This window comes from Weissella koreensis KCTC 3621, assembly GCF_000277645.1.
In genome coordinates, this window is record NZ_AKGG01000016.1 from 118735 (window position 1) to 140796 (window position 22062).

At 38.3% G+C, this 22062-nt stretch carries 35 protein-coding genes; all 35 read right to left on the bottom strand.

Annotated features, from left to right (window positions below):
• Nucleotides 1-37 precede the first annotated feature (37 nt).
• Nucleotides 38-994 (bottom strand): alpha/beta hydrolase, encoded by a 957-nt coding sequence (locus JC2156_RS07090; protein WP_006845948.1) that lies wholly within the window; start codon nucleotides 992-994, stop codon nucleotides 38-40.
• Nucleotides 995-1171: 177 nt separating this feature from the next.
• Nucleotides 1172-1489, bottom strand: coding sequence for a hypothetical protein (locus JC2156_RS07095; protein ID WP_006845949.1), 318 nt, complete (start codon nucleotides 1487-1489; stop codon nucleotides 1172-1174).
• A 386-nt stretch (nucleotides 1490-1875) separates the two neighbouring features.
• A complete protein-coding gene (gene adhP / locus JC2156_RS07100; protein ID WP_006845950.1) occupies nucleotides 1876-2928 on the bottom strand; it encodes an alcohol dehydrogenase AdhP in 1053 nt (350 codons plus the stop codon).
• 345 nt (nucleotides 2929-3273) lie between these two features.
• Nucleotides 3274-3660, bottom strand: a complete 387-nt coding sequence (rplQ, locus tag JC2156_RS07105) for a 50S ribosomal protein L17 (RefSeq protein WP_006845951.1) — start codon at nucleotides 3658-3660, stop codon at nucleotides 3274-3276.
• Nucleotides 3661-3695: 35 nt separating this feature from the next.
• Nucleotides 3696-4640 (bottom strand): DNA-directed RNA polymerase subunit alpha, encoded by a 945-nt coding sequence (locus JC2156_RS07110; protein ID WP_006845952.1) that lies wholly within the window; start codon nucleotides 4638-4640, stop codon nucleotides 3696-3698.
• A 55-nt stretch (nucleotides 4641-4695) separates the two neighbouring features.
• Nucleotides 4696-5082, bottom strand: a complete 387-nt coding sequence (gene rpsK / locus JC2156_RS07115) for a 30S ribosomal protein S11 (RefSeq protein WP_006845953.1) — start codon at nucleotides 5080-5082, stop codon at nucleotides 4696-4698.
• A 28-nt stretch (nucleotides 5083-5110) separates the two neighbouring features.
• A complete protein-coding gene (rpsM, locus tag JC2156_RS07120) occupies nucleotides 5111-5476 on the bottom strand; it encodes a 30S ribosomal protein S13 (protein ID WP_006845954.1) in 366 nt (121 codons plus the stop codon).
• Between the two features lie 46 nt (nucleotides 5477-5522).
• Nucleotides 5523-5639, bottom strand: a complete 117-nt coding sequence (gene rpmJ / locus JC2156_RS08780) for a 50S ribosomal protein L36 (protein WP_013989368.1) — start codon at nucleotides 5637-5639, stop codon at nucleotides 5523-5525.
• Nucleotides 5640-5672: 33 nt separating this feature from the next.
• Nucleotides 5673-5888, bottom strand: coding sequence for a translation initiation factor IF-1 (infA, locus tag JC2156_RS07125; RefSeq protein WP_006845955.1), 216 nt, complete (start codon nucleotides 5886-5888; stop codon nucleotides 5673-5675).
• A gap of 83 nt (nucleotides 5889-5971) precedes the next feature.
• A complete protein-coding gene (locus tag JC2156_RS07130) occupies nucleotides 5972-6541 on the bottom strand; it encodes an adenylate kinase (RefSeq protein WP_006845956.1) in 570 nt (189 codons plus the stop codon).
• The gene (gene secY, locus JC2156_RS07135; RefSeq protein WP_006845957.1) at nucleotides 6541-7845 is read right to left on the bottom strand and encodes a preprotein translocase subunit SecY; all 1305 of its coding nucleotides are present in this window, start codon (nucleotides 7843-7845) and stop codon (nucleotides 6541-6543) included. The genes JC2156_RS07130 and secY overlap by 1 nt, the downstream gene beginning before the upstream one ends.
• Nucleotides 7845-8279, bottom strand: coding sequence for a 50S ribosomal protein L15 (rplO, locus tag JC2156_RS07140; protein ID WP_006845958.1), 435 nt, complete (start codon nucleotides 8277-8279; stop codon nucleotides 7845-7847). The genes secY and rplO overlap by 1 nt, the downstream gene beginning before the upstream one ends.
• Nucleotides 8280-8310: 31 nt before the next feature.
• Nucleotides 8311-8496 carry a 50S ribosomal protein L30 gene (gene rpmD / locus JC2156_RS07145; RefSeq protein ID WP_006845959.1) on the bottom strand — a complete coding sequence of 62 codons (186 nt, stop codon included), beginning with the start codon at nucleotides 8494-8496 and terminating at the stop codon, nucleotides 8311-8313.
• An 11-nt stretch (nucleotides 8497-8507) separates the two neighbouring features.
• The gene (gene rpsE, locus JC2156_RS07150) at nucleotides 8508-9011 is read right to left on the bottom strand and encodes a 30S ribosomal protein S5 (RefSeq protein WP_006845960.1); all 504 of its coding nucleotides are present in this window, start codon (nucleotides 9009-9011) and stop codon (nucleotides 8508-8510) included.
• 18 nt (nucleotides 9012-9029) lie between these two features.
• Complete coding sequence (rplR, locus tag JC2156_RS07155) at nucleotides 9030-9386, bottom strand: 50S ribosomal protein L18 (protein ID WP_006845961.1); 357 nt, start codon at nucleotides 9384-9386, stop codon at nucleotides 9030-9032.
• Between the two features lie 90 nt (nucleotides 9387-9476).
• Nucleotides 9477-10013 (bottom strand): 50S ribosomal protein L6, encoded by a 537-nt coding sequence (gene rplF / locus JC2156_RS07160; RefSeq protein ID WP_006845962.1) that lies wholly within the window; start codon nucleotides 10011-10013, stop codon nucleotides 9477-9479.
• A 31-nt stretch (nucleotides 10014-10044) separates the two neighbouring features.
• A complete protein-coding gene (gene rpsH, locus JC2156_RS07165) occupies nucleotides 10045-10443 on the bottom strand; it encodes a 30S ribosomal protein S8 (RefSeq protein ID WP_006845963.1) in 399 nt (132 codons plus the stop codon).
• Between the two features lie 49 nt (nucleotides 10444-10492).
• Complete coding sequence (rplE, locus tag JC2156_RS07170) at nucleotides 10493-11035, bottom strand: 50S ribosomal protein L5 (protein ID WP_006845964.1); 543 nt, start codon at nucleotides 11033-11035, stop codon at nucleotides 10493-10495.
• A gap of 27 nt (nucleotides 11036-11062) precedes the next feature.
• Nucleotides 11063-11368 (bottom strand): 50S ribosomal protein L24, encoded by a 306-nt coding sequence (gene rplX, locus JC2156_RS07175; RefSeq protein ID WP_006845965.1) that lies wholly within the window; start codon nucleotides 11366-11368, stop codon nucleotides 11063-11065.
• Nucleotides 11369-11403: 35 nt separating this feature from the next.
• Nucleotides 11404-11772 (bottom strand): 50S ribosomal protein L14, encoded by a 369-nt coding sequence (gene rplN, locus JC2156_RS07180; protein WP_006845966.1) that lies wholly within the window; start codon nucleotides 11770-11772, stop codon nucleotides 11404-11406.
• A 46-nt stretch (nucleotides 11773-11818) separates the two neighbouring features.
• Nucleotides 11819-12085 (bottom strand): 30S ribosomal protein S17, encoded by a 267-nt coding sequence (rpsQ, locus tag JC2156_RS07185; RefSeq protein WP_006845967.1) that lies wholly within the window; start codon nucleotides 12083-12085, stop codon nucleotides 11819-11821.
• 18 nt (nucleotides 12086-12103) lie between these two features.
• Nucleotides 12104-12310, bottom strand: a complete 207-nt coding sequence (rpmC, locus tag JC2156_RS07190) for a 50S ribosomal protein L29 (RefSeq protein ID WP_006845968.1) — start codon at nucleotides 12308-12310, stop codon at nucleotides 12104-12106.
• The gene (rplP, locus tag JC2156_RS07195; RefSeq protein ID WP_006845969.1) at nucleotides 12310-12729 is read right to left on the bottom strand and encodes a 50S ribosomal protein L16; all 420 of its coding nucleotides are present in this window, start codon (nucleotides 12727-12729) and stop codon (nucleotides 12310-12312) included. The genes rpmC and rplP overlap by 1 nt, the downstream gene beginning before the upstream one ends.
• A gap of 2 nt (nucleotides 12730-12731) precedes the next feature.
• Nucleotides 12732-13397 (bottom strand): 30S ribosomal protein S3, encoded by a 666-nt coding sequence (gene rpsC / locus JC2156_RS07200; protein WP_006845970.1) that lies wholly within the window; start codon nucleotides 13395-13397, stop codon nucleotides 12732-12734.
• A gap of 13 nt (nucleotides 13398-13410) precedes the next feature.
• On the bottom strand, nucleotides 13411-13758 hold the full coding sequence (gene rplV, locus JC2156_RS07205; RefSeq protein ID WP_006845971.1) for a 50S ribosomal protein L22: 348 nt from the start codon (nucleotides 13756-13758) through the stop codon (nucleotides 13411-13413).
• A 17-nt stretch (nucleotides 13759-13775) separates the two neighbouring features.
• On the bottom strand, nucleotides 13776-14057 hold the full coding sequence (gene rpsS / locus JC2156_RS07210) for a 30S ribosomal protein S19 (protein ID WP_006845972.1): 282 nt from the start codon (nucleotides 14055-14057) through the stop codon (nucleotides 13776-13778).
• 51 nt (nucleotides 14058-14108) lie between these two features.
• The gene (gene rplB, locus JC2156_RS07215) at nucleotides 14109-14942 is read right to left on the bottom strand and encodes a 50S ribosomal protein L2 (RefSeq protein WP_006845973.1); all 834 of its coding nucleotides are present in this window, start codon (nucleotides 14940-14942) and stop codon (nucleotides 14109-14111) included.
• Nucleotides 14943-14959: 17 nt separating this feature from the next.
• Entirely contained in the window at nucleotides 14960-15247 is a 288-nt protein-coding gene (rplW, locus tag JC2156_RS07220) for a 50S ribosomal protein L23 (protein WP_006845974.1), read from the bottom strand.
• Nucleotides 15247-15870 carry a 50S ribosomal protein L4 gene (rplD, locus tag JC2156_RS07225; RefSeq protein ID WP_006845975.1) on the bottom strand — a complete coding sequence of 208 codons (624 nt, stop codon included), beginning with the start codon at nucleotides 15868-15870 and terminating at the stop codon, nucleotides 15247-15249. The genes rplW and rplD overlap by 1 nt, the downstream gene beginning before the upstream one ends.
• A 24-nt stretch (nucleotides 15871-15894) precedes the next feature.
• Entirely contained in the window at nucleotides 15895-16521 is a 627-nt protein-coding gene (gene rplC / locus JC2156_RS07230; RefSeq protein ID WP_006845976.1) for a 50S ribosomal protein L3, read from the bottom strand.
• A gap of 80 nt (nucleotides 16522-16601) precedes the next feature.
• A complete protein-coding gene (gene rpsJ, locus JC2156_RS07235; RefSeq protein ID WP_006845977.1) occupies nucleotides 16602-16910 on the bottom strand; it encodes a 30S ribosomal protein S10 in 309 nt (102 codons plus the stop codon).
• A gap of 697 nt (nucleotides 16911-17607) precedes the next feature.
• Complete coding sequence (locus JC2156_RS07240) at nucleotides 17608-17946, bottom strand: helix-turn-helix domain-containing protein (RefSeq protein WP_006845978.1); 339 nt, start codon at nucleotides 17944-17946, stop codon at nucleotides 17608-17610.
• A 51-nt stretch (nucleotides 17947-17997) separates the two neighbouring features.
• Complete coding sequence (locus tag JC2156_RS07245) at nucleotides 17998-19869, bottom strand: hypothetical protein (protein ID WP_006845979.1); 1872 nt, start codon at nucleotides 19867-19869, stop codon at nucleotides 17998-18000.
• A 29-nt stretch (nucleotides 19870-19898) separates the two neighbouring features.
• Nucleotides 19899-21095: a glycosyltransferase family 4 protein gene (locus JC2156_RS07250; protein WP_006845980.1), complete on the bottom strand. Its 1197-nt coding sequence runs from the start codon at nucleotides 21093-21095 to the stop codon at nucleotides 19899-19901.
• 4 nt (nucleotides 21096-21099) lie between these two features.
• Nucleotides 21100-22062, bottom strand: a complete 963-nt coding sequence (locus JC2156_RS07255; RefSeq protein ID WP_006845981.1) for an acyltransferase family protein — start codon at nucleotides 22060-22062, stop codon at nucleotides 21100-21102.

A 22062-nucleotide genomic window follows, 5' to 3' on the forward strand; every position in this document is an offset into this window, starting at 1 on the left:
CGAACATGCCAGCGGGCAAATCTATATCATTAAATTATTATTGTTTTATATAATTATTTAGGAATTTTTCGACCTTTTGTTCATACTTTTTAGTTAATGTAGCATATGATTTAACATGCTCAGCATTAGGAACCACTAATAATTGTTTTGGCCCTTTTTGAGCACGATAATTATCATATACAAATTTTGTTGGTACAAACGAATCTTCCGCACCATGAATAAACATCATTGGTCGATTATTTTTTGCAAGATATTGACTAACCTCTCCTTGCTTATATGAATACCCAGCAAAAATTTTAGAATACAATGATACCACTTTTACCAAAGGTTTCGCCAACCATTTAGGCAAATGATACATGGAATTGGCTTGGAACAATAATTCTTCACTAATTGAATTGTACCCAGCATCTTCGACATAGGCCTTCACTTGTTTAGGTGGATTCATCCCTGATAGCATCATAGTAGTTGCACCACCAAGTGAAGCCCCCATCACAACAATTTGTGAATCATTACCATTTTCTTGAACAATTTTTTGTGTCCATTCTTTAGCATCTTGGGCTTCTAAGAAACCATATCCAATATATTTACCACCTGACTTACCCGCAGCCCGATTATCAATCAATAATACATTGTATCCATTCTTATGAAACATCGCCGCATAGGGCATCATCGCTTGATGATCCACGCCAAAACCATGAATGACTAATGCTGTCTTTGTCGTCGGTTGGTCGGCCTTAACATAGTATCCTTGTAAATTAGTTCCATCATGAGCCTTAAGATTCCACAGAGCTTTATCATAGCTTTTCCAATCTTCTTGTTGTTGATATAAAGGTGCTCCAGCTTTGATGGACTTACCTTTGATAAAGGACTTATTTGCGCGCACCTCAGCTACATGAAAAAAATAACCACCTGCAGCTCCAAAAATAATAGCAATAACTAAAATAATACTAATAATCCAACGCCAAGGATGAAATGATTTATTCTTAACTTGCATGATAGAATCTCTTTTCTATTTGTTTTTTTTACATAAATTTGGATAGTCGAAATAAAATATATTTTACCATTCCTAAACTTAAAATACTATATATGAATAAAATTCCAAATAAAAAATTATGGCAAATCATAATTGAATTACCATAATTTGATATGAATGTTCAATGTGTTCAATCCACTAAAAATACTTATAAAATTGCAAACCTAGTTCCCGGCATAAGGTTTCAAAAGCACAAGCAAATCGATTTCGATCTTCATAGTTTTTAAAAACTAATTTAAATCCATCATCATTCGGATTACAACTAATTCGATAAGTACGGCTATCATGAATTCGGCCCAGATAAATAACACCATTTTGCCGTTCAATCGCATGCATGGCACACAGGATATCATTAATTAAGCAATCCTGAATAATATTAGCTTGTTTAAATAGTAGATATATTTCTTTGTGAATTTGTGACGTGTTCTCTCGGTACTGCATTTCGTTTCCTGCCATGACGCCCTCCAAAACTAATTGATGAATGCATTTCTGTTTCATAAGCATATCATGAATAGTAGGTTTAACCTTAATTTTTTCAATTGATAAATTCTTTTATATCCAACTGTATTTTTACATATAAAAGCGTCCACAACCTCGTCTTTGAGCCATTTATACGTCACATTAAATTTATACTATCTTTTCTTATTACATAAATTGTTGCTATGAATTTATTCATCTAAACCGAACAACTATTACTAATTAAAAATTATAATTTACAATTAACATTTTAAATTAATCTAATTTATTAAAACATTAATAACAATTTATTAATATTTCTATTAATTATAAACAAAAAAATTGTAGCTAAATCGCTACAATTTCATTTTAAAATTAAATTTATTTTACAAAGTAGTAAAGTCAATTACCTTACGTCCAGTAATTGATCCTTGCTTCATTTCATCAATAACAGAATTGATTTCTGAGAATGGAACTTTTTCAACGATTGGGGTAACTTTACCTTCAGCCCCAAATTGGAAGGCTTCTTTCAAATCAGCACGCGTTCCAACTAGTGATCCGCGCACTTCAATTCCATCTAAGACGGTCTTAGCAATATTCAAAGACATATCACCTTGTGGTAACGCAACTGCAACCAACTTACCCATTGGACGTAAAACATTGACCGCCTGTGAGAATGCTGCATCGTTAACTGCTGTCACTTGAGCATTGTGAACACCACCAGTTAGTTCATTCACACGAGCGACAACATCCTCTTTCTTACGGTTAACCAAAACTTCGGCTCCGTTAAGGCGAGCGGCTTCAAGTTTATCATCGTTTCCATCAATAACGGCAACATGAGCTCCAAAGACGTTATGTGCATATTGAACGGCCAAGTTTCCTAGACCTCCAGCCCCATGGACAGAAACCCATTGTCCTGGCTTTGTTTCCCCAACCTTTAATGACTTATACATTGTCACTCCGGCACAAGTAATTGATGTTGCTTGAACTGGATCAAGTCCCTCAGGAACTTTAACAGCATACTTAGCATTAACCACACATTGTTGAGCCATTGCACCATCAACTGTATAACCTGAGTTACGAGCATTACGGCAGAAAGTTTCATTTCCAGAAACACAGTAATCACAAACTCCACAAGCATCATAGAACCAGGCAATTGAAACACGATCACCAAGCTTCAAATAATCACTTGCACCTTCACCAAGCTTAGATACTCGACCGACTCCTTCATGACCAATAACCCGACGGAATTTACCGTTTTGAGTTCCCATCTTATTAGGATCACCAAAATCTCCAGCAGCAACATGCAAATCAGTATGACAAATACCTACATATTCTACGTCAACTAGCGCTTCTCCAAATGCCAAGGAACGTGGTTCCCAGTCATCAATCAAATCAACATATCCATCATTATTTTCGCGAACAACTGCTGCTTTCATTTTATTTCTCCCATTTCTTGAATAACATTTTTATTTTATATGTGAATGTTTTTACATATATTATTGTAATCGTTTTCTTGTCGTTTGTAAATGATTTTATTTGATTTTTATTATGTAAGAAAACTATTTTCAACCATATACATATACATTAATTCACTTATTTCAAAATATTAAACCGAATGAAATTATAAAGTTTAATTGTACAAAAAAAACCTCACAAATTATTAAACGTGACCCAGCATGGGGCCATTCAACCTAGACTAAGCCTAGTGCCACCATCATAACGGTTTATGTTTAATAATTTGGAGATTTTAAAGAATGTTTATCGATTTTGGCGCTAACGTATTAGTCAACCAATTCCAAGATAACCATTTGTGCAGCGTCTCCACGACGTTGTACAGTCTTTAAGATACGAGTGTATCCACCCGCGCGGCCTTCAAAACGAGGTGCAACTTGATTGAACAAGTATTGCAAAGCGTTTTCAACCTTAACGTTATCGTCTTCTGTAGTTTGTACATCAGCAACAACATTACGCAAGAAAGCTGCAGCCTTACGGCGTGAAGCCAAGTCTCCGTGCTTTCCCAACGTAATCATCTTTTCAGCAGTCTTACGAACTTCCTTGGCGCGAGCCTCAGTTGTTTCGATACGACCGTTGATCAACAATGATGTTGTTAAGTCACGTAACAAAGCCTTACGTTGTGAGCTTGTACGTCCCAACTTACGGTATGACATGAGTCATTCCTCCTTCTTTGGTATTATCTGTTTAATTAATCTTCCTTACGGAATCCAAGACCCATCAAAGCAAGTTTATCTTGGATTTCGTCAAGTGACTTCCGACCGAGGTTACGAACAGACATCATCTGTGTTTCTGTCCGGTCTACTAACTCTTGAACAGAGTTAATTCCGGCCCGTTTGAGACAATTATATGAACGAACTGATAAGTCAAGCTCTTCGATTGGCATCTCAGTATGCTTAGGCGCAACAGTTTCTTCCTTGTCGACCATCACTTGAGCCTTAACTGCACGCTCAGACATTTCAACGAATGCGTTCAAATGTGATGAAAGAACTTGTGCAGCTAAAGAAACAGCTTCTGTTGGAGTCAATGAACCATCGGTCCAGACATCCAAAGTGAGTTTGTCAAAATCATCACGTTGACCAACACGAGTGCTTTCAACTTGATAATTTACACGTTCGATAGGGGTAAAAATAGAGTCAATTGCAAGAACGCCGATTGGCAAATCTTCATGCAATTCCTTATTTTGATCAGCCGAAACATAACCACGACCACGTTCAGCAGTCAAAGTCATGTGCAAGGTAGACCCCGCTGCAACAGTTGCAATGTATAAATCATCATTTAAGATGGTTACATCACTGTCTCCAGTAATATCGCTTGCGGTTACCGTTGCTGGTCCAGCGACATTAATTTCAAGTGTTTTTTCCTCATCACTTTCGATCTGTAATGAAACTTTTTTCAAGTTCAAAATAATTTGCGTAACATCTTCAACAACCCCTTCGATTGTTGAAAACTCATGCAAAACAGAATCGATTTGTACAGAATTGATCGCTGCTCCTGGCAATGAAGATAACAATACACGACGCAAAGAATTTCCAAGCGTTGTTCCATAGCCTCGCTCTAAAGGCTCAACTACAAATTTACCGTAATTGTTACTATCTTCAACAAGAGTGATCTTTGGGTTTTCGAATTCAAGCATATTGTTTGTTACCCCTTTCATCAAAGCTTAGCTGTGAACTAGTTGCAAAGCGCAATTAGACACGACGACGCTTTGGTGGCCGAGAACCGTTATGCGGTACTGGAGTTACGTCTTTAATAGAAGAAACTTCCAAACCTGCAGCGGCCAAAGCACGGATAGCAGATTCACGTCCTGAACCAGGACCCTTAACAGTTACTTCAACTGTCTTCATACCATTTTCCATCGCTCCCTTGGCAGCAGCCTCAGATGCCATTTGCGCAGCAAATGGCGTTGACTTACGGCTACCTTTGAAACCAAGAGCACCAGCAGATGACCAAGCAACAGCGTTACCTTGAACATCAGTGATCATTACGATCGTATTGTTGAATGTTGCGTGAATATGTGCAACACCACTTTCAATATTCTTTTTAATATGACGCTTACGATTATTACGACCTGCCATGAATATAACTCCTTTCTACAGATATTAATTACTTCTTTTTACCTGTAATTGCAACAGCTGGGCCTTTGCTCGTGCGGGCGTTGTTCTTGGTATTTTGACCACGAACAGGCAATCCCTTACGATGACGAATTCCACGGTATGATGCAATTTCTTGTAACTTCTTAATGTTCATTGATACTTCACGACGTAAGTCACCTTCCACCTTGATTCCATCCGCGATTGCGCGAATTGAATCTTCTTGGTCGGGTGTCAAGTCACGAACACGTACGTCTTCAGAAACTCCAGCTTCTGCCAAAATCTTTTGAGCAGTAGTGTTACCGATTCCGTATACATATGTCAATGCGATCACGATACGCTTATCGCGAGGCAAATCTATTCCTGCAATACGAGCCATTACTTTTACCTCCTATAGTTTTAATTGATTATCAAAGCTTAATAAATTAAGCACCTTGACGTTGTTTGTGCTTGGGATTTGTGCAAATCACCATCACACGTCCGTTACGGCGGATAACTTTACAGTTATCACACATAGGCTTTACTGATGGACGAACCTTCATTGTATTTACCTCCAAAATAATTTTACGACTTGCTTACTTAAAATGGAAAGTAATCCGTCCCTTAGTCAAATCATATGGCGACATCTCAACTTTAACATGATCTCCTGGAAGGATTCGAATAAAGTTCTTTCGAATCTTACCTGAGACATGCGCAAGGATTTCGGCGCCGTTCTCTAATTCAACGGTAAACATGGCATTTGGTAAAGTATCCTTTACCACACCAGAAATTTCAATAACATCGTTGGCCACGTTTAATGCCTCCTTCGTTGTCAGAATGAAGAACGTAACATCTAATTATACCACTTCAACCAAAATTTGATTGACCTGAACAATTAGGCGTCCTTCAAATTATCAAGCAACTCTTTTACGTCAGCAAAAATCATTTCGAGTTCACGCGCACCATCAATCTTGTGCAAAACGCCTTGTTCTGCATAATAATTGGCAATTGGTGCTGTTAATTCTCCATTAACCGCCAAACGATTTTTAATCACTTCAGGAGTGTCATCTGCGCGACCGCGTGCCATCATCCGATCAACTAAGACTGCTTCATCAGCAGTAAAGTATAATACGGCATCTAACTTGCGACCTTGCTTAGATAACATTTCGTCTAAAGCAGTTGCTTGGTCTAAGTTCCGAGGAAATCCATCTAAGATGAATCCCCCTTTGGTATCGTCTTCAGATAAACGTTCTTCAACGATTCCATTTGTAACTTCATCGGGAACTAAATTACCAGCGTCCATAAATGACTTGGCTTTTAATCCCAACTCAGTTTCATTTGCCATTGCAGCGCGGAACATATCGCCCGTACTAATGTGTGGCAAACGATAAGTCTCCACGATCATCTCAGCTTGAGTCCCTTTACCAACACCTGGTAGGCCCAACAACATGATATTTAAACTCATTATGATTTAACTCCTTCGTGAATAAAACCGACATATGCTTTCTTCATCATCAAGCCTTCGAGTTGACGAATCAAATCGATAGCAACTCCAATGACGATTAATAATGATGTTCCAGACATACCTAGGTTACTATCTAAGCCAAACAAATGTGTAGCTAAGATAGGTGCCAATGCAATCGCCCCTAAGAAGATTGAGCCAACTGATGACAAACGCATCAAGAGACCCGACATCCACTTCTCAGTATCGTGACCAGGACGAACTCCAACAATATAACTAGCTTGTTTTTGTAAATTCTCTGCAACTTTTTCAGGATTAACCTGAACAAATGCATAAAAGAAAGTAAACAGAACAATTAGTAATGTATAAAGAAGTCCACCTTGCAAGGTTTGCATTGAAAACCACGTTGTCGCAGTAGTATACCAACCTTGTCCACCAAACTTACCTGCAAATGCTTGCAAAATTGTTTGTGGAGTAACAAGTAGTGATGAAGCGAAAATAACTGGAATAACTCCAGCAACGTTCACCTTCAAGGGTAAATACGACGAACTACCAGATCCAACTGATCGACGCGTATATTGCATTGGAATTTTACGAATAGCCTGATTGAACCAGGTAACAAATGAAATTGCAATAATCAATAGCAACAATAGTCCGACAAATAATGACAAACCTTGTGCTTTATTTGAATTTTGCAAAATATTTTCTTTGATTAGTTGGTATATTCCAGCTGGCACTCGCGCGATAATTCCCGCGAAAATCAACATTGAAACACCCTGTCCCAAACCATATTGAGTAATCATTTCACCTAGCCAAACAGCAAACATTGTTCCAATAGTCAAAATCATCCCAATCATCAGATAAGTTCTAATATCGGGCGTTTTAACCAATTGAACTTGGCTAAGTTGATTAAAACCAGCCGTTATTCCAATTGATTGTGCAAAAGCCAGGATAATAGTCAAATACCGTGTGACTTGGTTTAAATGACGACGACCAACTTCACCTTGTTTTGACCATTCGACAAACCGAGGCACAATGTCCATTTGTAACAATTGAACCACAATTTGAGCAGTGACATAAGGCGAAACACCCATTGCAAACAATGAATAATTCGTCAAACCACCACCACTAAACATATTTAAAATGCTTCCGAGCCCAGAATTAGCAACCTCAGTCAGTGCTTTAGGGTTAATACCCGGTACAGTAATGTACGCACCAATCCGGTAAACAATCAAAATTCCTAGAGTGAAGAACAACTTTTTACGGATGTCCTTTTCTTTTAGTGAATTGAGCACGGTTTGTAGCATTAGATCACCTCAGTTTTACCACCAGCTGCTTCGATTGCAGTTAATGCTGATGCTGAGAACTTGTTAGCCTTAACAGTCAAAGCTTTATCAAGTTGACCATTAGCCAAAATCTTGATTCCAGCCATTTCGTTTTTAACGATTCCTGATTCAACCAACAATGCTGGTGAAATTTCAGTTCCGTTTTCAAACTTATTAAGTTGGTCCAAATTAACAACAGCAAATTCTTTACGATTGATATTTGTAAATCCACGTTTTGGAATACGACGGAACAAAGGCATTTGACCACCTTCGAATCCTAGACGTACCTTACTACGTGCCTTTTGACCTTTTTGACCACGTCCTGCAGTCTTACCATTACCTGAAGACTCACCACGTCCAACACGATTGCGGACTTTGCGAGAACCTTCGGCAATTTCAAGCTCATTAAGCTTCATTAGGTTTTTCCTCCTTCAGAGCAATTTGTACTTACTTAACTACTTCAACAGTAACTAAGTGAGCAATCTTGAATACAGCGCCACGCGTTTGTACATTGTCAGGCAATACAACTGATGAAGAAACCTTGTTTAATCCAAGGGCCTTAACAATTGCACGTTGCTTTGGCAAACGGTGGGCAGCACTCTTAACAAGAGTTACTTTAACTTGTTCAGCCATTATCTGCCTCCTTATTCTGCCAAGTGCTCTAATGAGACCTGACGCAAATCTGCGACTTCTTCAGCATTCTTTAATTCTGAAATTGCTTCAAAAGTAGCACGTACAACGTTGATTGGAGTTGCTGATCCCAATGACTTTGCAGTCACGTCAGCAATTCCAGCCAATTCCAAAACGGCACGAGCAGCACCACCGGCGGCTACTCCAGATCCTTCAGCGGCTGGCTTAACTAACACGCGACCACCACCGAAGACACCCAATGCAGAGTGAGGAAGAGTTGTACCAACAGTTGGTACGGCAACGATGTTACGATTGGCAGCTTCAACAGCCTTACGGATAGCTTCAGGAACTTCCTGAGCTTTACCAGTTCCAAATCCAACGTGACCGTTACGATCACCAATAACAACCAAAGCGGCGAAACGCAAACGACGACCACCCTTAACAACCTTAGTAACACGGTTGATAGCTACGACGTTTTCTTCTAACTCACCAAGAGTCTTTGGATCGATATATGCCATGATTATTTCCTCCTTCCCTTAGAACTTCAAACCAGCTTCACGAGCTGATTCAGCTAATGCACGAACTCGACCATGATACAAGTATCCACCACGATCAAAGATAACATCTTCAATTCCAGCAGCCTTGGCACGGTCAGCGATTAATGCACCAACTTTTGTAGCTTGTTCAGTCTTTGGTGCATCCGCAATGTTTGCATCCAAAGTTGAGGCACTAGCAAGCGTCACACCCGCTACGTCATCAATTAATTGAGCGTAGATGTTTTTGTTAGAACGGAAAACGTTCAAGCGTGGGCGCTCTGCAGTACCAGAAATCTTTCCACGAACGCGAGTGTGTCGGTGTTGACGCACTTTATTCTTGTCTGACTTCGTAATCATGTTCGTAACCTCTTTTATTCTTGTTTGAAAGATATACGTGATAAGTAATAATTGAGACGTTGCGCTCAATTTTAAGCAATTAGCTTAAGTTTACTTACCAGTCTTACCTTCCTTACGTGCAACGTATTCATTTTCGTAACGAATTCCCTTACCCTTATAAGGTTCAGGAGAACGTACGGCACGGATCTCAGCGGCGAAATCTCCAACCTTTTGCTTTGAAATACCTGAAATTACAACAGTAACTGAATCAGGAACTTCCACCGTCATTTCGGTGCGGTCTTCAAATTCAACTGGGTGTGAGTAACCAACGTTCAACACAAGCTTGTTTCCTTGCTTGGCTGCACGGTAACCAACACCGACAAGCTTCAAAGTCTTTTTGAAGCCTTCTGAGACACCCTCAACCATGTTGGCGACGTTCGCACGAGTAGTTCCGTGCAAAGCCTTGATCTTACCATCATCTGATGAACGAGTGAAATTCACATCGTTTCCTTCGATAGTAAAAGCAATTTCTGAAGAAACTTCGCGTGATAACTCACCCTTTGGTCCCTTAACAGTAACAACATTACCTTCGCGTGACAATTCAACGCCAGTAGGCAAAGTCAAAGTCTTATAACCAATACGACTCATTGTGGGATACCTCCTTTATTAGATTTTTTTATTACCAAACGTATGCCAATACCTCGCCACCAATGTTCTTGGCGCGAGCTTCCTTATCGGTGATAACACCTTCAGAAGTTGAGATGATAGCAATTCCTAAACCATTCAAAACCTTTGGTAATGAATCGGCCTTAACGTATGAACGCAATCCAGGCTTTGAAATACGCTTCAAACCTGAAATAACGCGTTGCTTATCAGCACCATACTTAAGGAACACACGGATTACACCTTGCTTATCATCATCAATGTATTCAACATCACGGACAAAGCCTTCGTTCTTCAAGATCTCAGCGATGTCTTTTTTGATCTTAGATGCAGGAACTTCAACTGAATCGTGACGAACCATGTTGGCGTTACGAATGCGAGTCAAGAAATCTGCAATTGGGTCAGTCATTGACATTGATGTTGCCTCCTATAAATTTTTCACTGATTTAACAGCTTATTCTTAATTATTTAGTGAAAGGCATACCCAATTGAGTAAGCATCTCACGTGACTCTTCATCAGAGTTAGCAGTAGTTACGATTACAATATCCAAACCACGTACGCGGTTAACTGCATCGTAATCAATTTCAGGGAAAATAAGTTGCTCACGGATTCCCAAAGTGTAGTTTCCTCGACCATCAAAGGCCTTTGGTGAAACTCCACGGAAGTCACGAACACGTGGCAAAGAAATGTTGATCAACTTATCTAAGAAGTCATACATTCGTTCTCCACGCAACGTAACCTTAGTTCCGATTGCCATTCCCTCACGCAAACGGAAGCCAGCGATTGACTTCTTTGCACGAGTAACGACTGGCTTTTGACCAGCAATTAGTTCTAATTCTGCAACAGCTTCATCCAAGTTCTTTGAGTTAGATACAGCATCACCAACCCCCATATTCAAAACAATCTTTTCGATTTTTGGAGTTTGCATAATTGAGCTGTAGTTAAACTTTTCGATCAATGAAGGTTGAACTTCATTAACATACTTTTCTTTCAAGCGATTTGCCATGATAATGATTTCCTCCTTTCACCTAAATTATAAAGCCGTTCCAGACTTCTTTGATACGCGTACCTTCTTACCATCTTCAATCTTGATACCAAAACGAGCTGGTTCATTAGTTGAAGGGTCAAGCAATTGTACGTTTGATACGTGGATTGGAGCTTCTTGCTCGATAATTCCACCTTGTGGGTATTGGTTACTTGGCTTTTGGTGCTTCTTCATCATGTTAACACCTTCAACCAAGACGCGGTCTGAAGCAGCAATAATCTTAACGACTACGCCCTCTTTACCTTTGTCCTTACCGGCGATAACCTTAACCTTGTCACCTGTCTTTACAAACATGCTAGGCTTCCTCCTTGATTTATTGATGGCGCTAATTACAATACTTCAGGTGCCAATGACACAATACGCATGTAATCGTTGTCACGTAATTCACGTGCAACAGGGCCGAAGATACGAGTTCCAACAGGACTCTTATCATCCTTAACGATAACTGCAGCGTTCTCATCAAACTTGATGTATGAACCATCTGCACGGTGTGATGATGAAACAGTACGAACGATAACTGCCTTAACAACATCACCCTTCTTTACAGTTCCACCAGGAATTGCTTGCTTTACGGTTGCAACGATCATGTCACCGATTCCGGCGAACTTACGACCAGATCCACCCAAAACCTTAATAGTTAAGATTTCGCGTGCTCCAGAATTATCAGCAACATTCAAACGACTTTCTTGTTGAATCACGATTTTGTCCTCCTTCCGTTATTGGTAAAATTCGAGATTAAAACGATTAGATAATAACAGCCTTCTCGACGATTTCTACCAAACGGAAGCGCTTTGTAGCTGAAGTTGGACGTGTCTCCATGATACGTACCATATCTCCTGCTTTAGCTTCGTTGTTTTCATCGTGAGCCTTAAACTTCTTCGTGTACTTAACACGTTTTCCATAAACTGGGTGGTTCTTATAAGTTTCAATGGCAACAGAAATTGTCTTATCCATCTTATCTGAAACCACGCGGCCTGTGTAAACCTTACGTGCATTACGAGCTTCAGTCATCTCGGTCTCCTCTCTTTACTACTTGTTCAATTCTTGTTGACGAATCACAGTCTTAATACGAGCAATTTGCTTCCGTACTTCTGACAAACGAGCCGTGTTCTCAAGTTGACCAGTAGCTAGTTGGAAACGCAAGTTAAACAACTCTTCCTTGTAGCTCTTTTCCTTAGCCACTAATTCAGCTGTACTGAGGCCCTTGATTTCGTTTTTTAAATCTTTGGTCTTCATTATTCACCCTCCACTTGGCGAGCTAAGATCTTAGTCTTAACTGGCAACTTGTTAGCGGCAAGGCGCAAAGCCTCACGGGCAACTTCTTCAGGAACACCGCCGACTTCAAACATTACCTTACCACGCTTGACTGGGGCAACCCAACCAACTGGGGCACCCTTACCATTACCCATACGTACTCCAACACCTTTAGAAGTGTATGACAAGTGTGGGAAAATTTTAATCCAAACTTTACCACCACGCTTCATATAACGAGTAATGGCAACACGAGCAGCTTCGATTTGACGATTTGAAACCCAGTGAGACGTAGTTGCTTGCAATCCGAAATCACCGAAAGCAACTGCCTTACCACCTTTAGCTTCACCGCGCATGTGTCCACGATGTGGCTTACGGTACTTAACACGCTTTGGAACTAACATGATTACTTAGCCTCCTTGCTCTTAGACTTTTTCTCAGGCAAGATATCACCACGGTAAATCCAAGTTTTGATACCTAGTTTACCGTAAGTTGTAGCTGCCTCATCCCAAGAGTAGTCAATATCTGCACGCAATGTGTGCAAAGGAACTGTACCCTCAGTATATTGCTCAACACGAGCAATATCTGCCCCGTTTAAACGTCCAGAAACTTGTGTTTTGATACCCTTGGCACCAGAACGCATAGCTCGTTGAATAGCTCCACGCATTGAACGACGGAATGCCACACGGCGTTCCAAGTCTTGTGCAATTTGTGAACCTACCAAATGGGCGTCCAAATCAGGCTTCTTAATCTCAATGATGTTGATGTGAACACGTTCACCCTTAACCACTAAACGTGATAATTCGTTACGTAATGCATCAACTTCTGATCCACCCTTACCAATAACCATTCCAGGCTTAGCAGTGTGGATTGAGACGTTAACACGGTTAGCTGTACGCTCAATTTCAATACGTGAAACTGAGGCTTCAGCCAACTTAGTCTCGATATACTTACGCAACTTCATGTCTTCTAACAAAACATTAGCGTAGTCCTTCTTGTTTGCGTACCATTTAGCATCCCAATCGCGGATGATTCCGACACGGAAACCAGTTGGGTTAATCTTTTGACCCATGACTCAATCCTCCTTACTTTTCTGTTACCACAACAGTAATGTGGCTTGTGCGCTTATTGATTGGTGAAGCTGAACCCTTGGCACGGGGACGGAAACGCTTTAACGTTGGTCCTTCGTTAGCAAAGGCTTCTGCAACTACCAAATCTTCGCGATCTAGTGAGTAATTGTTTTCAGCATTAGCAACTGCTGAATTCAATACCTTATATACATCTTCTGATGAGTGGTTAGGCAAAAATTGCAAAATTGCAAATGCCTCAGCCACTCGCTTTCCACGAATCTGGTCAAGCACAAGGCGGACCTTACGTGGTGCGACACGAACGATTTTCGCTGTGGCACGTGCTGATGTGATTTCTTCAGCCATTGTATTGTCCTCCTTAATTAGCTACGCTTCGTTTTCTTATCATCCGCTGCGTGTCCATGGAATGTACGCGTAGGGACAAATTCACCAAGCTTGTGTCCGACCATGTCTTCTTGTACCAAAACTGGTACGTGCTTACGACCATCGTAAACGGCAAATGTCAAACCGATGAAACTTGGAAAAATCGTTGAACGACGTGACCATGTCTTGATGACAACTTGCTTTTCAGAAGCATTAGCTGCTTCAACCTTCTTTAACAAGTGTGCGTCAGCGAATGGTCCCTTCTTCAGGCTGCGACCCATAATGAAGTCTCCTCTCGTATGCTTTTATTTTTATCTAATTGGAATATTAGACTACTTGCTCTTACGACCACGAACGATAAACTTGCTTGAGCGCGCGTTAACGTCACGTGTCTTCTTACCAGCAGTCTTCTTACCCCATGGTGACATAGGAGATGGACGTCCAACGGGCGCTTTACCTTCTCCTCCTCCATGAGGGTGATCGTTAGGATTCATAACAGAACCACGAACGTGTGGACGTTGACCCTTCCAACGACGACGACCAGCCTTACCCCAATTGATCAATGAGTGTTGTTCATTACCAACAACTCCAATTGTTGCACGGTTAACGGCAAGAATCATACGTACTTCACCAGATTGAAGACGAACAAGGACATACTTTCCTTCCTTACCCAACAATTGTGCAGATGCACCAGCTGAACGAGCAAGTTGTCCACCCTTACCAGGCTTCAATTCGATGTTGTGGATTTGAGTTCCATCAGGAATGTTTTCCAATGGCAAAGCGTTTCCGACTTTGATATCGGCATCAGAACCAGATTGAACTGTCATGCCAACTTCTAATCCCTTAGGCGCCAAGATGTATGATTTTGTACCATCAGTATATTGTAACAAAGCGATGTTTGCTGTACGGTTTGGATCGTATTCGATCGCAGTAACCTTTGCAGGAACTTCATCCTTAGTACGCTTAAAGTCGATGATACGATATTGACGCTTATGTCCACCACCACGGTGACGAACGGTCATGTGTCCGTAAGAATTACGGGCACCAGTGTTTGACTTTGATTCCAACAAGCTCTTTTCAGGCGTCGTTTTTGTGATCTCAGCAAAATCTGAGCTCGTCATGTTACGACGTCCGTTAGAGGTTGGCTTGTATTTCTTGATAGCCACGCTGCTTTCCTCCTAAATTATTTTTCGTTGAACAATTGAATGTCCTTAGAAGCAGCAGTCAATTTAACAATTGCCTTCTTACGCTTCTTAGTGTAACCAGCGAAACGTCCTTGACGCTTCAACTTACCACGTACATTTGCAGTATTGATGTTTTCGATTTTAACATCGAAAATTTCTTCAATAGCGCTCTTGATTTGTGGCTTAGTAGCACGAACATCAACTTCAAACGTGTAACGTTTTTCATCCAAAACGCTCATCGTTTGTTCAGTGATGATCGGGCGCAAAATGATATCGCGTGCGTCCATTATGCCAAAACCTCCTCAACTTGTGACAAAGCTGATTGAACAACAACCAACTTATCGTTGTTGATAACGTCCAACACATTAACACCCTTAGCAGTCATAACCGTAATGTTTTCAAGATTACGAGCAGCTAATGCGGCGTTAGTATTGTTGTCATCCAAAACAACTAATGTCTTTTCGTTAACGTTCAAGTTGTTCAAAACAGCCTTGAATTCCTTTGTCTTTGGTGCGTCAAATGACAAACCGTCAACGATTACCAATGATGAATCCAAAACCTTTTGTGACAACACTGACTTCAAAGCCAAACGATATGCCTTTTTAGGCATCTTGTAGGCATATGAGTGTGGAGTTGGTCCGAAGACAACACCTCCACCACGCCATTGTGGGCTACGGATTGACCCTTGACGGGCGCGTCCAGTTCCCTTTTGACGCCAAGGCTTACGACCACCACCACGAACAGCAGAGCGGTTCTTAACGGCGTGAGTCCCTTGACGCATTGATGCACGTTGCATCAAAACGGCATCAGTGATGACGTTATTATTAGGCTCAATTCCAAAAATTGCGTCGTTTAACTCAACTTCTCCGGCATTTGAACCATCTTGCTTAAATAAAGCAACCTTAGTCATGTTTAAATCCTCCCTTCGTCCTTATTACTTAGCTTTAACAGAGTTCTTAACAGTAACAAGTGACTTGTTTGCTCCAGGGACGTTACCCTTGACCAAGATTACGTTGTTTTCAACGTCTACTCGTACGACTTGCAAGTTTTGAACCGTGCGCTTGTGGTTACCCATCCGTCCAGGCAATTTCTTACCCTTGAAGACACGATTGATAACGGCTCCCAATGAACCTGGACGACGGTGGAAACGAGAACCGTGCGCCATAGGACCACGAGATTGTCCATCTTTCTTAATGTTACCTTGGTAACCATGACCCTTTGTGATTCCAGTAACGTCAACACTTTCACCTTCAGCGAAAATATCAACCTTTACCTCATCCCCAACGTTTAATTCACCCTCAGCGTCGCGAATCTCACGAATGTAGCGCTTAGGGGTCGTGTTTGCTTTAGCAACGTGACCTTGTTCAGGTTTGTTAGATAAAACAGCACGCTTATCAGAGAAACCTAATTGAATCGCATTGTAACCATCGTTTTCAAGTGTTTTAACTTGAAGAACAACGTTTGGTGTTGATTCAATCACAGTAACTGGAATAAGTTCACCGTTATCAGTGAAAACCTGAGTCATGCCGATTTTACGGCCTAAGATACCCTTAGTTGTCATGACTATCTCCTTTTTTTGATAAAAATATTTTTAATTAGTTTTAATGCATAATCAGGCAAAATTTAAAATCAAATAATAAATTACAACTTGATTTCGATGTTGACACCGCTTGGTAATTCAAGCTTTGATAATGCATCAACAGTTTGAGCAGTTGGATTCATAATATCGATCAAACGCTTGTGTGTGCGCATTTCGAATTGTTCACGTGAATCCTTGTGCTTGTGTGGTGAACGCAAAACAGTGTACAAAGTACGTTCTGTAGGCAATGGGATTGGTCCTGAAATTTCAGCACCAGTCCGCTTTGCTGTTTCAACAATCTTCTCTGCTGATGCATCGATGATTGTGTGTTCGTATGCCTTTAAGCGGATACGGATCTTCTTGTTTGCCATGATTGACTCCTTCCTTCGTCCATATTGGAATATGAGACTAACTCCGTGAGAAAAACCAACACGCCGCTCTGAAATCCATGGCAATGGTTTCAGTGACAATGTTGCCGGGTGTGTCGCAACCTCTCACATCATCGCTCGTTATTGTCGCTACCACATTTTGGCCAGTTTTTAGTTGCCCAAGAAATAACGTACTTGAATATAATAACCCAGAATATGCGACATTGCAAGCATTTTATCATCTTTTTATTTAGCTTATGTAATGTAAAAATATAATTTTTCTTGAATTTACGTAACTAATTTATTTTATTTTATTTAAAAATAATTAATTAAAAAACCAACATCTTAAATATTTTAAAAATAAAAAGAACCCATCGAAATATTGGATTCTTAAAATGCACTATTAATATAGGTAGAAAACTGATTTTATTTTACTAATATTTATACTTAACTTTCATCTTATAAAGATATTTTAGCTCTAATTTTATATTTTTTACCAGAATATAAATATCCATTAACCATCTAAAAAGCATTAAAAGCAACAATTCATAGATTAAAAATTTAATAAATAGCCGAGCACCAAATATCGAATGTGTATAAAACTTGCCCTTGATTTAAATTATGCACAAACTGCCTATAATTTATTTTTTACTAATGAATACTGTGCTAGAATAAAAAATTTTCATCATATATATTTAATTCATGTCTTCATTAACATATTATTTTGATAATCTTTTATCCAATTTCTTAGTTGCGTTACAGAACGAATTTCAAACTTATCAACCACTTCTTTTTGTAGCATTCCTTCTTGTAGATACGCTCTAACTGCTTCTAACTTGATTTCTAAAGGATATTGACGATTAGTTTTACTTCTTTGTAAACCATCCAATCCAAACCGTCTATACGCATCTAACCATCGATTTAAAGTTACCTTACTAATATTATGATCATTTACAAACTCAGTTTTAGATTGATCACTTTCGTAGTAAGATAGAAGAATTTCAAATTTCTGCAAAGCAGTCCTTCTTTGTTGCTTCATAACAACCTACTCCTCCATAACAATTAAATTTATAAACGACTAAATAGCATTTTATTTTTTTACGATACTTTTAGCACGCATAACTAATTTCATCAATCCAAGTGAATTTAATTTGGAATACATATTTCTAAAACTACTTTTTTCAAAATCTTGTTTAGAAATTAAATTCACCTCAGTTTTTGATGAATCGCTAATAATCTTTTGCATTTCTTGTGCCACTTCATAATAAACTTCCTTAGAAAAATGATCTTGTGTCTCTAAGAAATCTGAATCATTTTTGGTAAATTTAGTAAAATCAAGGAAAGAGACATTATCATAATCTGCCAAGGCTTCTTTAACCATAAGATTATAATCTCCTCGCACTTTTCCTTCATTTTTCATTTTCGATGTATTTCCTCGTTGATATCCACTTGGCAAGAAAATTACCACTTTAGTTTCTTTTGGAATTTTGCTGATAATATACTTGAAATTTTTAGCAGCTTCTTTCGCAGGCAAATCACCAATGAATTTATATTTGGCACTAAATTGCAACATTTTTTGACGTTGCTCTTGAATATAGTATTCATTATTTTTATTTTCTAATTTATTTAATGTTTTTTTCAATATATCCAGATTCGTTAAATCACGCTTATCAATACCCAAAGCAATTTTTTCTCCAGTATCAATGCGTTCGTAGACTCCCTCCCATTGATCCAAAAATCCACTTAAGAAAATAATGTCAAATTTATCATGTAACATGGCTGAATCTATCAATTCATCATCCCACATAGGTACTTCTTGTTGAAATTGTCGTTTTTGATCTTCTGATAAATTAAAAGCATCATACATATTAACAGAATGATTAAAACTAGTAATATCTGCAGATGTATCGGGGTTTACGTGTCCTAGCTCATCGACGAATGGTACATCAGTTTTCAACAAATCAACTGCCCACTCTAATTCACAACTTCCTTTAATCAACACTTTATTAGTATTAGATACACTAGACATTTCCGTATATTCACTATATGTTTGCTCACTGGAATTAATCCACTTCGAAGCATCTTTCATGTCAATTTTATATGCTACCGGTTCCTCAACTATTAACTCAGGATCATCTAAATAATGATATAAGTAATTTTCAACTCCCATACCAATTGTGCGACAAGAAAACAAGAAATGTTCCAATTTGTGTTTAGCAAGATTTAATGCATAAAACCCTACCACACCGTAATCTCCAAAACGATCAGTAGCCGTTACATATCCTAATTCATAATTTCCATTAGCCATTAGGTCCCGCAATTCATTTTCATTAATGCGTAATTTTGTAAAATTCAACTGATTGGTCCGATTGATTAATTCATGCACTCGAGCAAACTGATTTTCAATATCTTTATGAATTTCAACTTTAATTTCACATGAATATAAAAATTCTTCATTAGAAACAGCCTCACGAGAAGCATCACGTTTTTCTTCTAACACATGGTAGTTGTTTAATCTTGACAGTTCACTATCATCTTTACCAATTTTATCGACCACACTATACAGTTCATTAATTTCATCAGGTAATGATACTTTAATATCTGGAGAATAGTGTTCAACTTCATTCAAATTCAATTTATTATCATCAATAAATAACACGTTTGCAGCACGCAAATGAATATCTTCAAGCAATTGTTTAACTCGCGGACCTTTGCTAGTCCAATTAACTGATTTAAAAACAAAATATTCAGATAAATTTAATTCTTTTAATTTAGTTTCAACCACATCCATATCATTTTTAGAACAAATACTTGAAACTATTCCACGCCTAGCTAAGTCTTTAACCAATTTAACATTTTTAGCAATTGGCGTAATTTCACCCTCACTAATAGTACCTTCCCAGAAAGCATCGTCTAAATCCCAAATCACCAGTTTTAATTTTGAATAATCTTTTACTGTCATGTTGAAAACATCTCCTTTTAAAACCAAATCTAGTTACCTAACGTAACTACAAATTTTCTATAAAAATCATCCAGTTTAAAATTTTCCGAAAATTCCAAACCATTTTTAATCATTTGTTTCCTGCGCAATGGATTTTCTTGTAAAAATTGTTCTGCTTTAGCGATGTTTTTAGAGAAATTCTCGTCGTACTGAATCATGATTGAACTATCATCTGTACGCGTTTCGGGAATCCCACCACTATCAGAGCAAATCAAGGCCGTCCCATAGCTTTGCGCCTCAATTGCTGTCAGTCCAAGCGCCTCTTGTACAATAGACGGAACAATCACCGCATCACTAGCTTTAATATATCTAGGTATTTCACTAGGATCCAAATACCCTGTAAAAATGACTCTATCTTTATATTTTTTAGATTCTTTTTTCAAATTTCTTAAAAATAAGCTTTGTTTATTTTGAGAATAAAAAACTCCACCCACAATTAGTAATTTGAAATTATCAGGTAGATATTTCAAAGCATCCAATGCGAATTGAACGCCTTTTAAAGGATGTAATCTACCAATATATATTCCGAGAAATTCATCATCCTTAATCTTCAATTTATCCCTTAATATCTTTACATCATTCGAAACTTTTTGTTTGAAAATCCCCGTATGAACTGTGTCAACAGCAACAGAATTTGGTAGATCAACCGTCTTTATCTGGTTTTTCAAAAAATTACTAATCGTAATAATATGATCATAACTACTTAAAATTTTTTCAGCCCAAATCGTCTTCTGATTAAAATTATCATTGTGCAAATACAATATTTTTTCGGTATTCTTTGGAATATAGGGAACTAGAGGTATAATCATCTGACCGTAATTAATGATAATTACTTTATCAAACCTCTCTGATTTTAAAAGTTCTTTAGTTCTTTTAATAATTTTTGGATATTCATTGAACCAAATATGACGATGCGTTATTTTTTCAATAATGCGCCTACCTATTTTAGTAGGCCAACGCATCACGTCATTAACTTTATGATCTGGAGTTGTAAATACCACAGAAGTTGAGCTATATCGATCAGCCTCCATTTCTGCTTCTTTTGTATAGGATGAAACAATCGTTATATCATAATCTTTATTTTCTTCATTATTATCTATGATCGTTTCAATAATTCCCTCAACACCACCACCCGATGTCGCCGGAACTGGTAATACACCAGAAGTAACAAATAATATTTTCGTCATAAGATCACCTCAATAACCCACTAATTGCATCTGTCAAATTACGATAATTCAAGGGCTTAATAATGTAATTTGTAAATAAATATGCTACTACCAATAAAATAAAGAGATATGATAGAATCCCCCATATTCGATAGTTAACAATCACATTGCTAAATACCGGATTACTAAATCCAAATCCCTCAAATAGATACAACGCAAACGATAATTTAGCAATCTGCTTTAAACTTGCATAAAAAAAATCTAACCCGTTTATTTCACTTAAATTGTTTAGCAATTTCATACAACAAATTGGCACAAAAACTACTAATATCGTCATGTTAATTGCTGGAGAAGATATCACAAAATCATAGGGTATCTTAATAAATCCAAATAGAATGAAACTACTTATAAAAGCTAAAATAATCGCTATAACATTAAAAAGTTTTTCATTGTTTCTTAAATCAAAAGCTACTACCCCTAAAGCAAAAGAAAATGACGCACTAATATAGTGAGATACTCCAGCTAATATAAGGCCACAAATGAGCATAATAATCCATTTGATGAAAATGTTTTCTATTAAATAATGCACAACATAAAACGCACAATACATAAATATTATGAAAAACATATACCACATAGTTGGGTCTAGATCGCTTCTAAAACCCAAGATAAATAATTCTTTTAAATTCCCACCTTGATTCATATGCATAAAGATTGTGATAATTATTTTCAAAATTGTAGCGAATTCATATACGATGATTAAGCTTACAATTCGCATTAGCTGTGATAAATCAGCTTGAAAATTAACCTTCTCTATAGATGCTTCTAATCCATAACCAGAAACAAATAGAAACATACCAACACCAATAGCTCCTGAATTCATAGTATATAAATTATCCATTCCTATTAAATGCAGATAATGTCCACTAATAACTAAAATGATTGCAATAGCTTTACAATACGCCGTTGTCTGTTTATTAAAATTCAT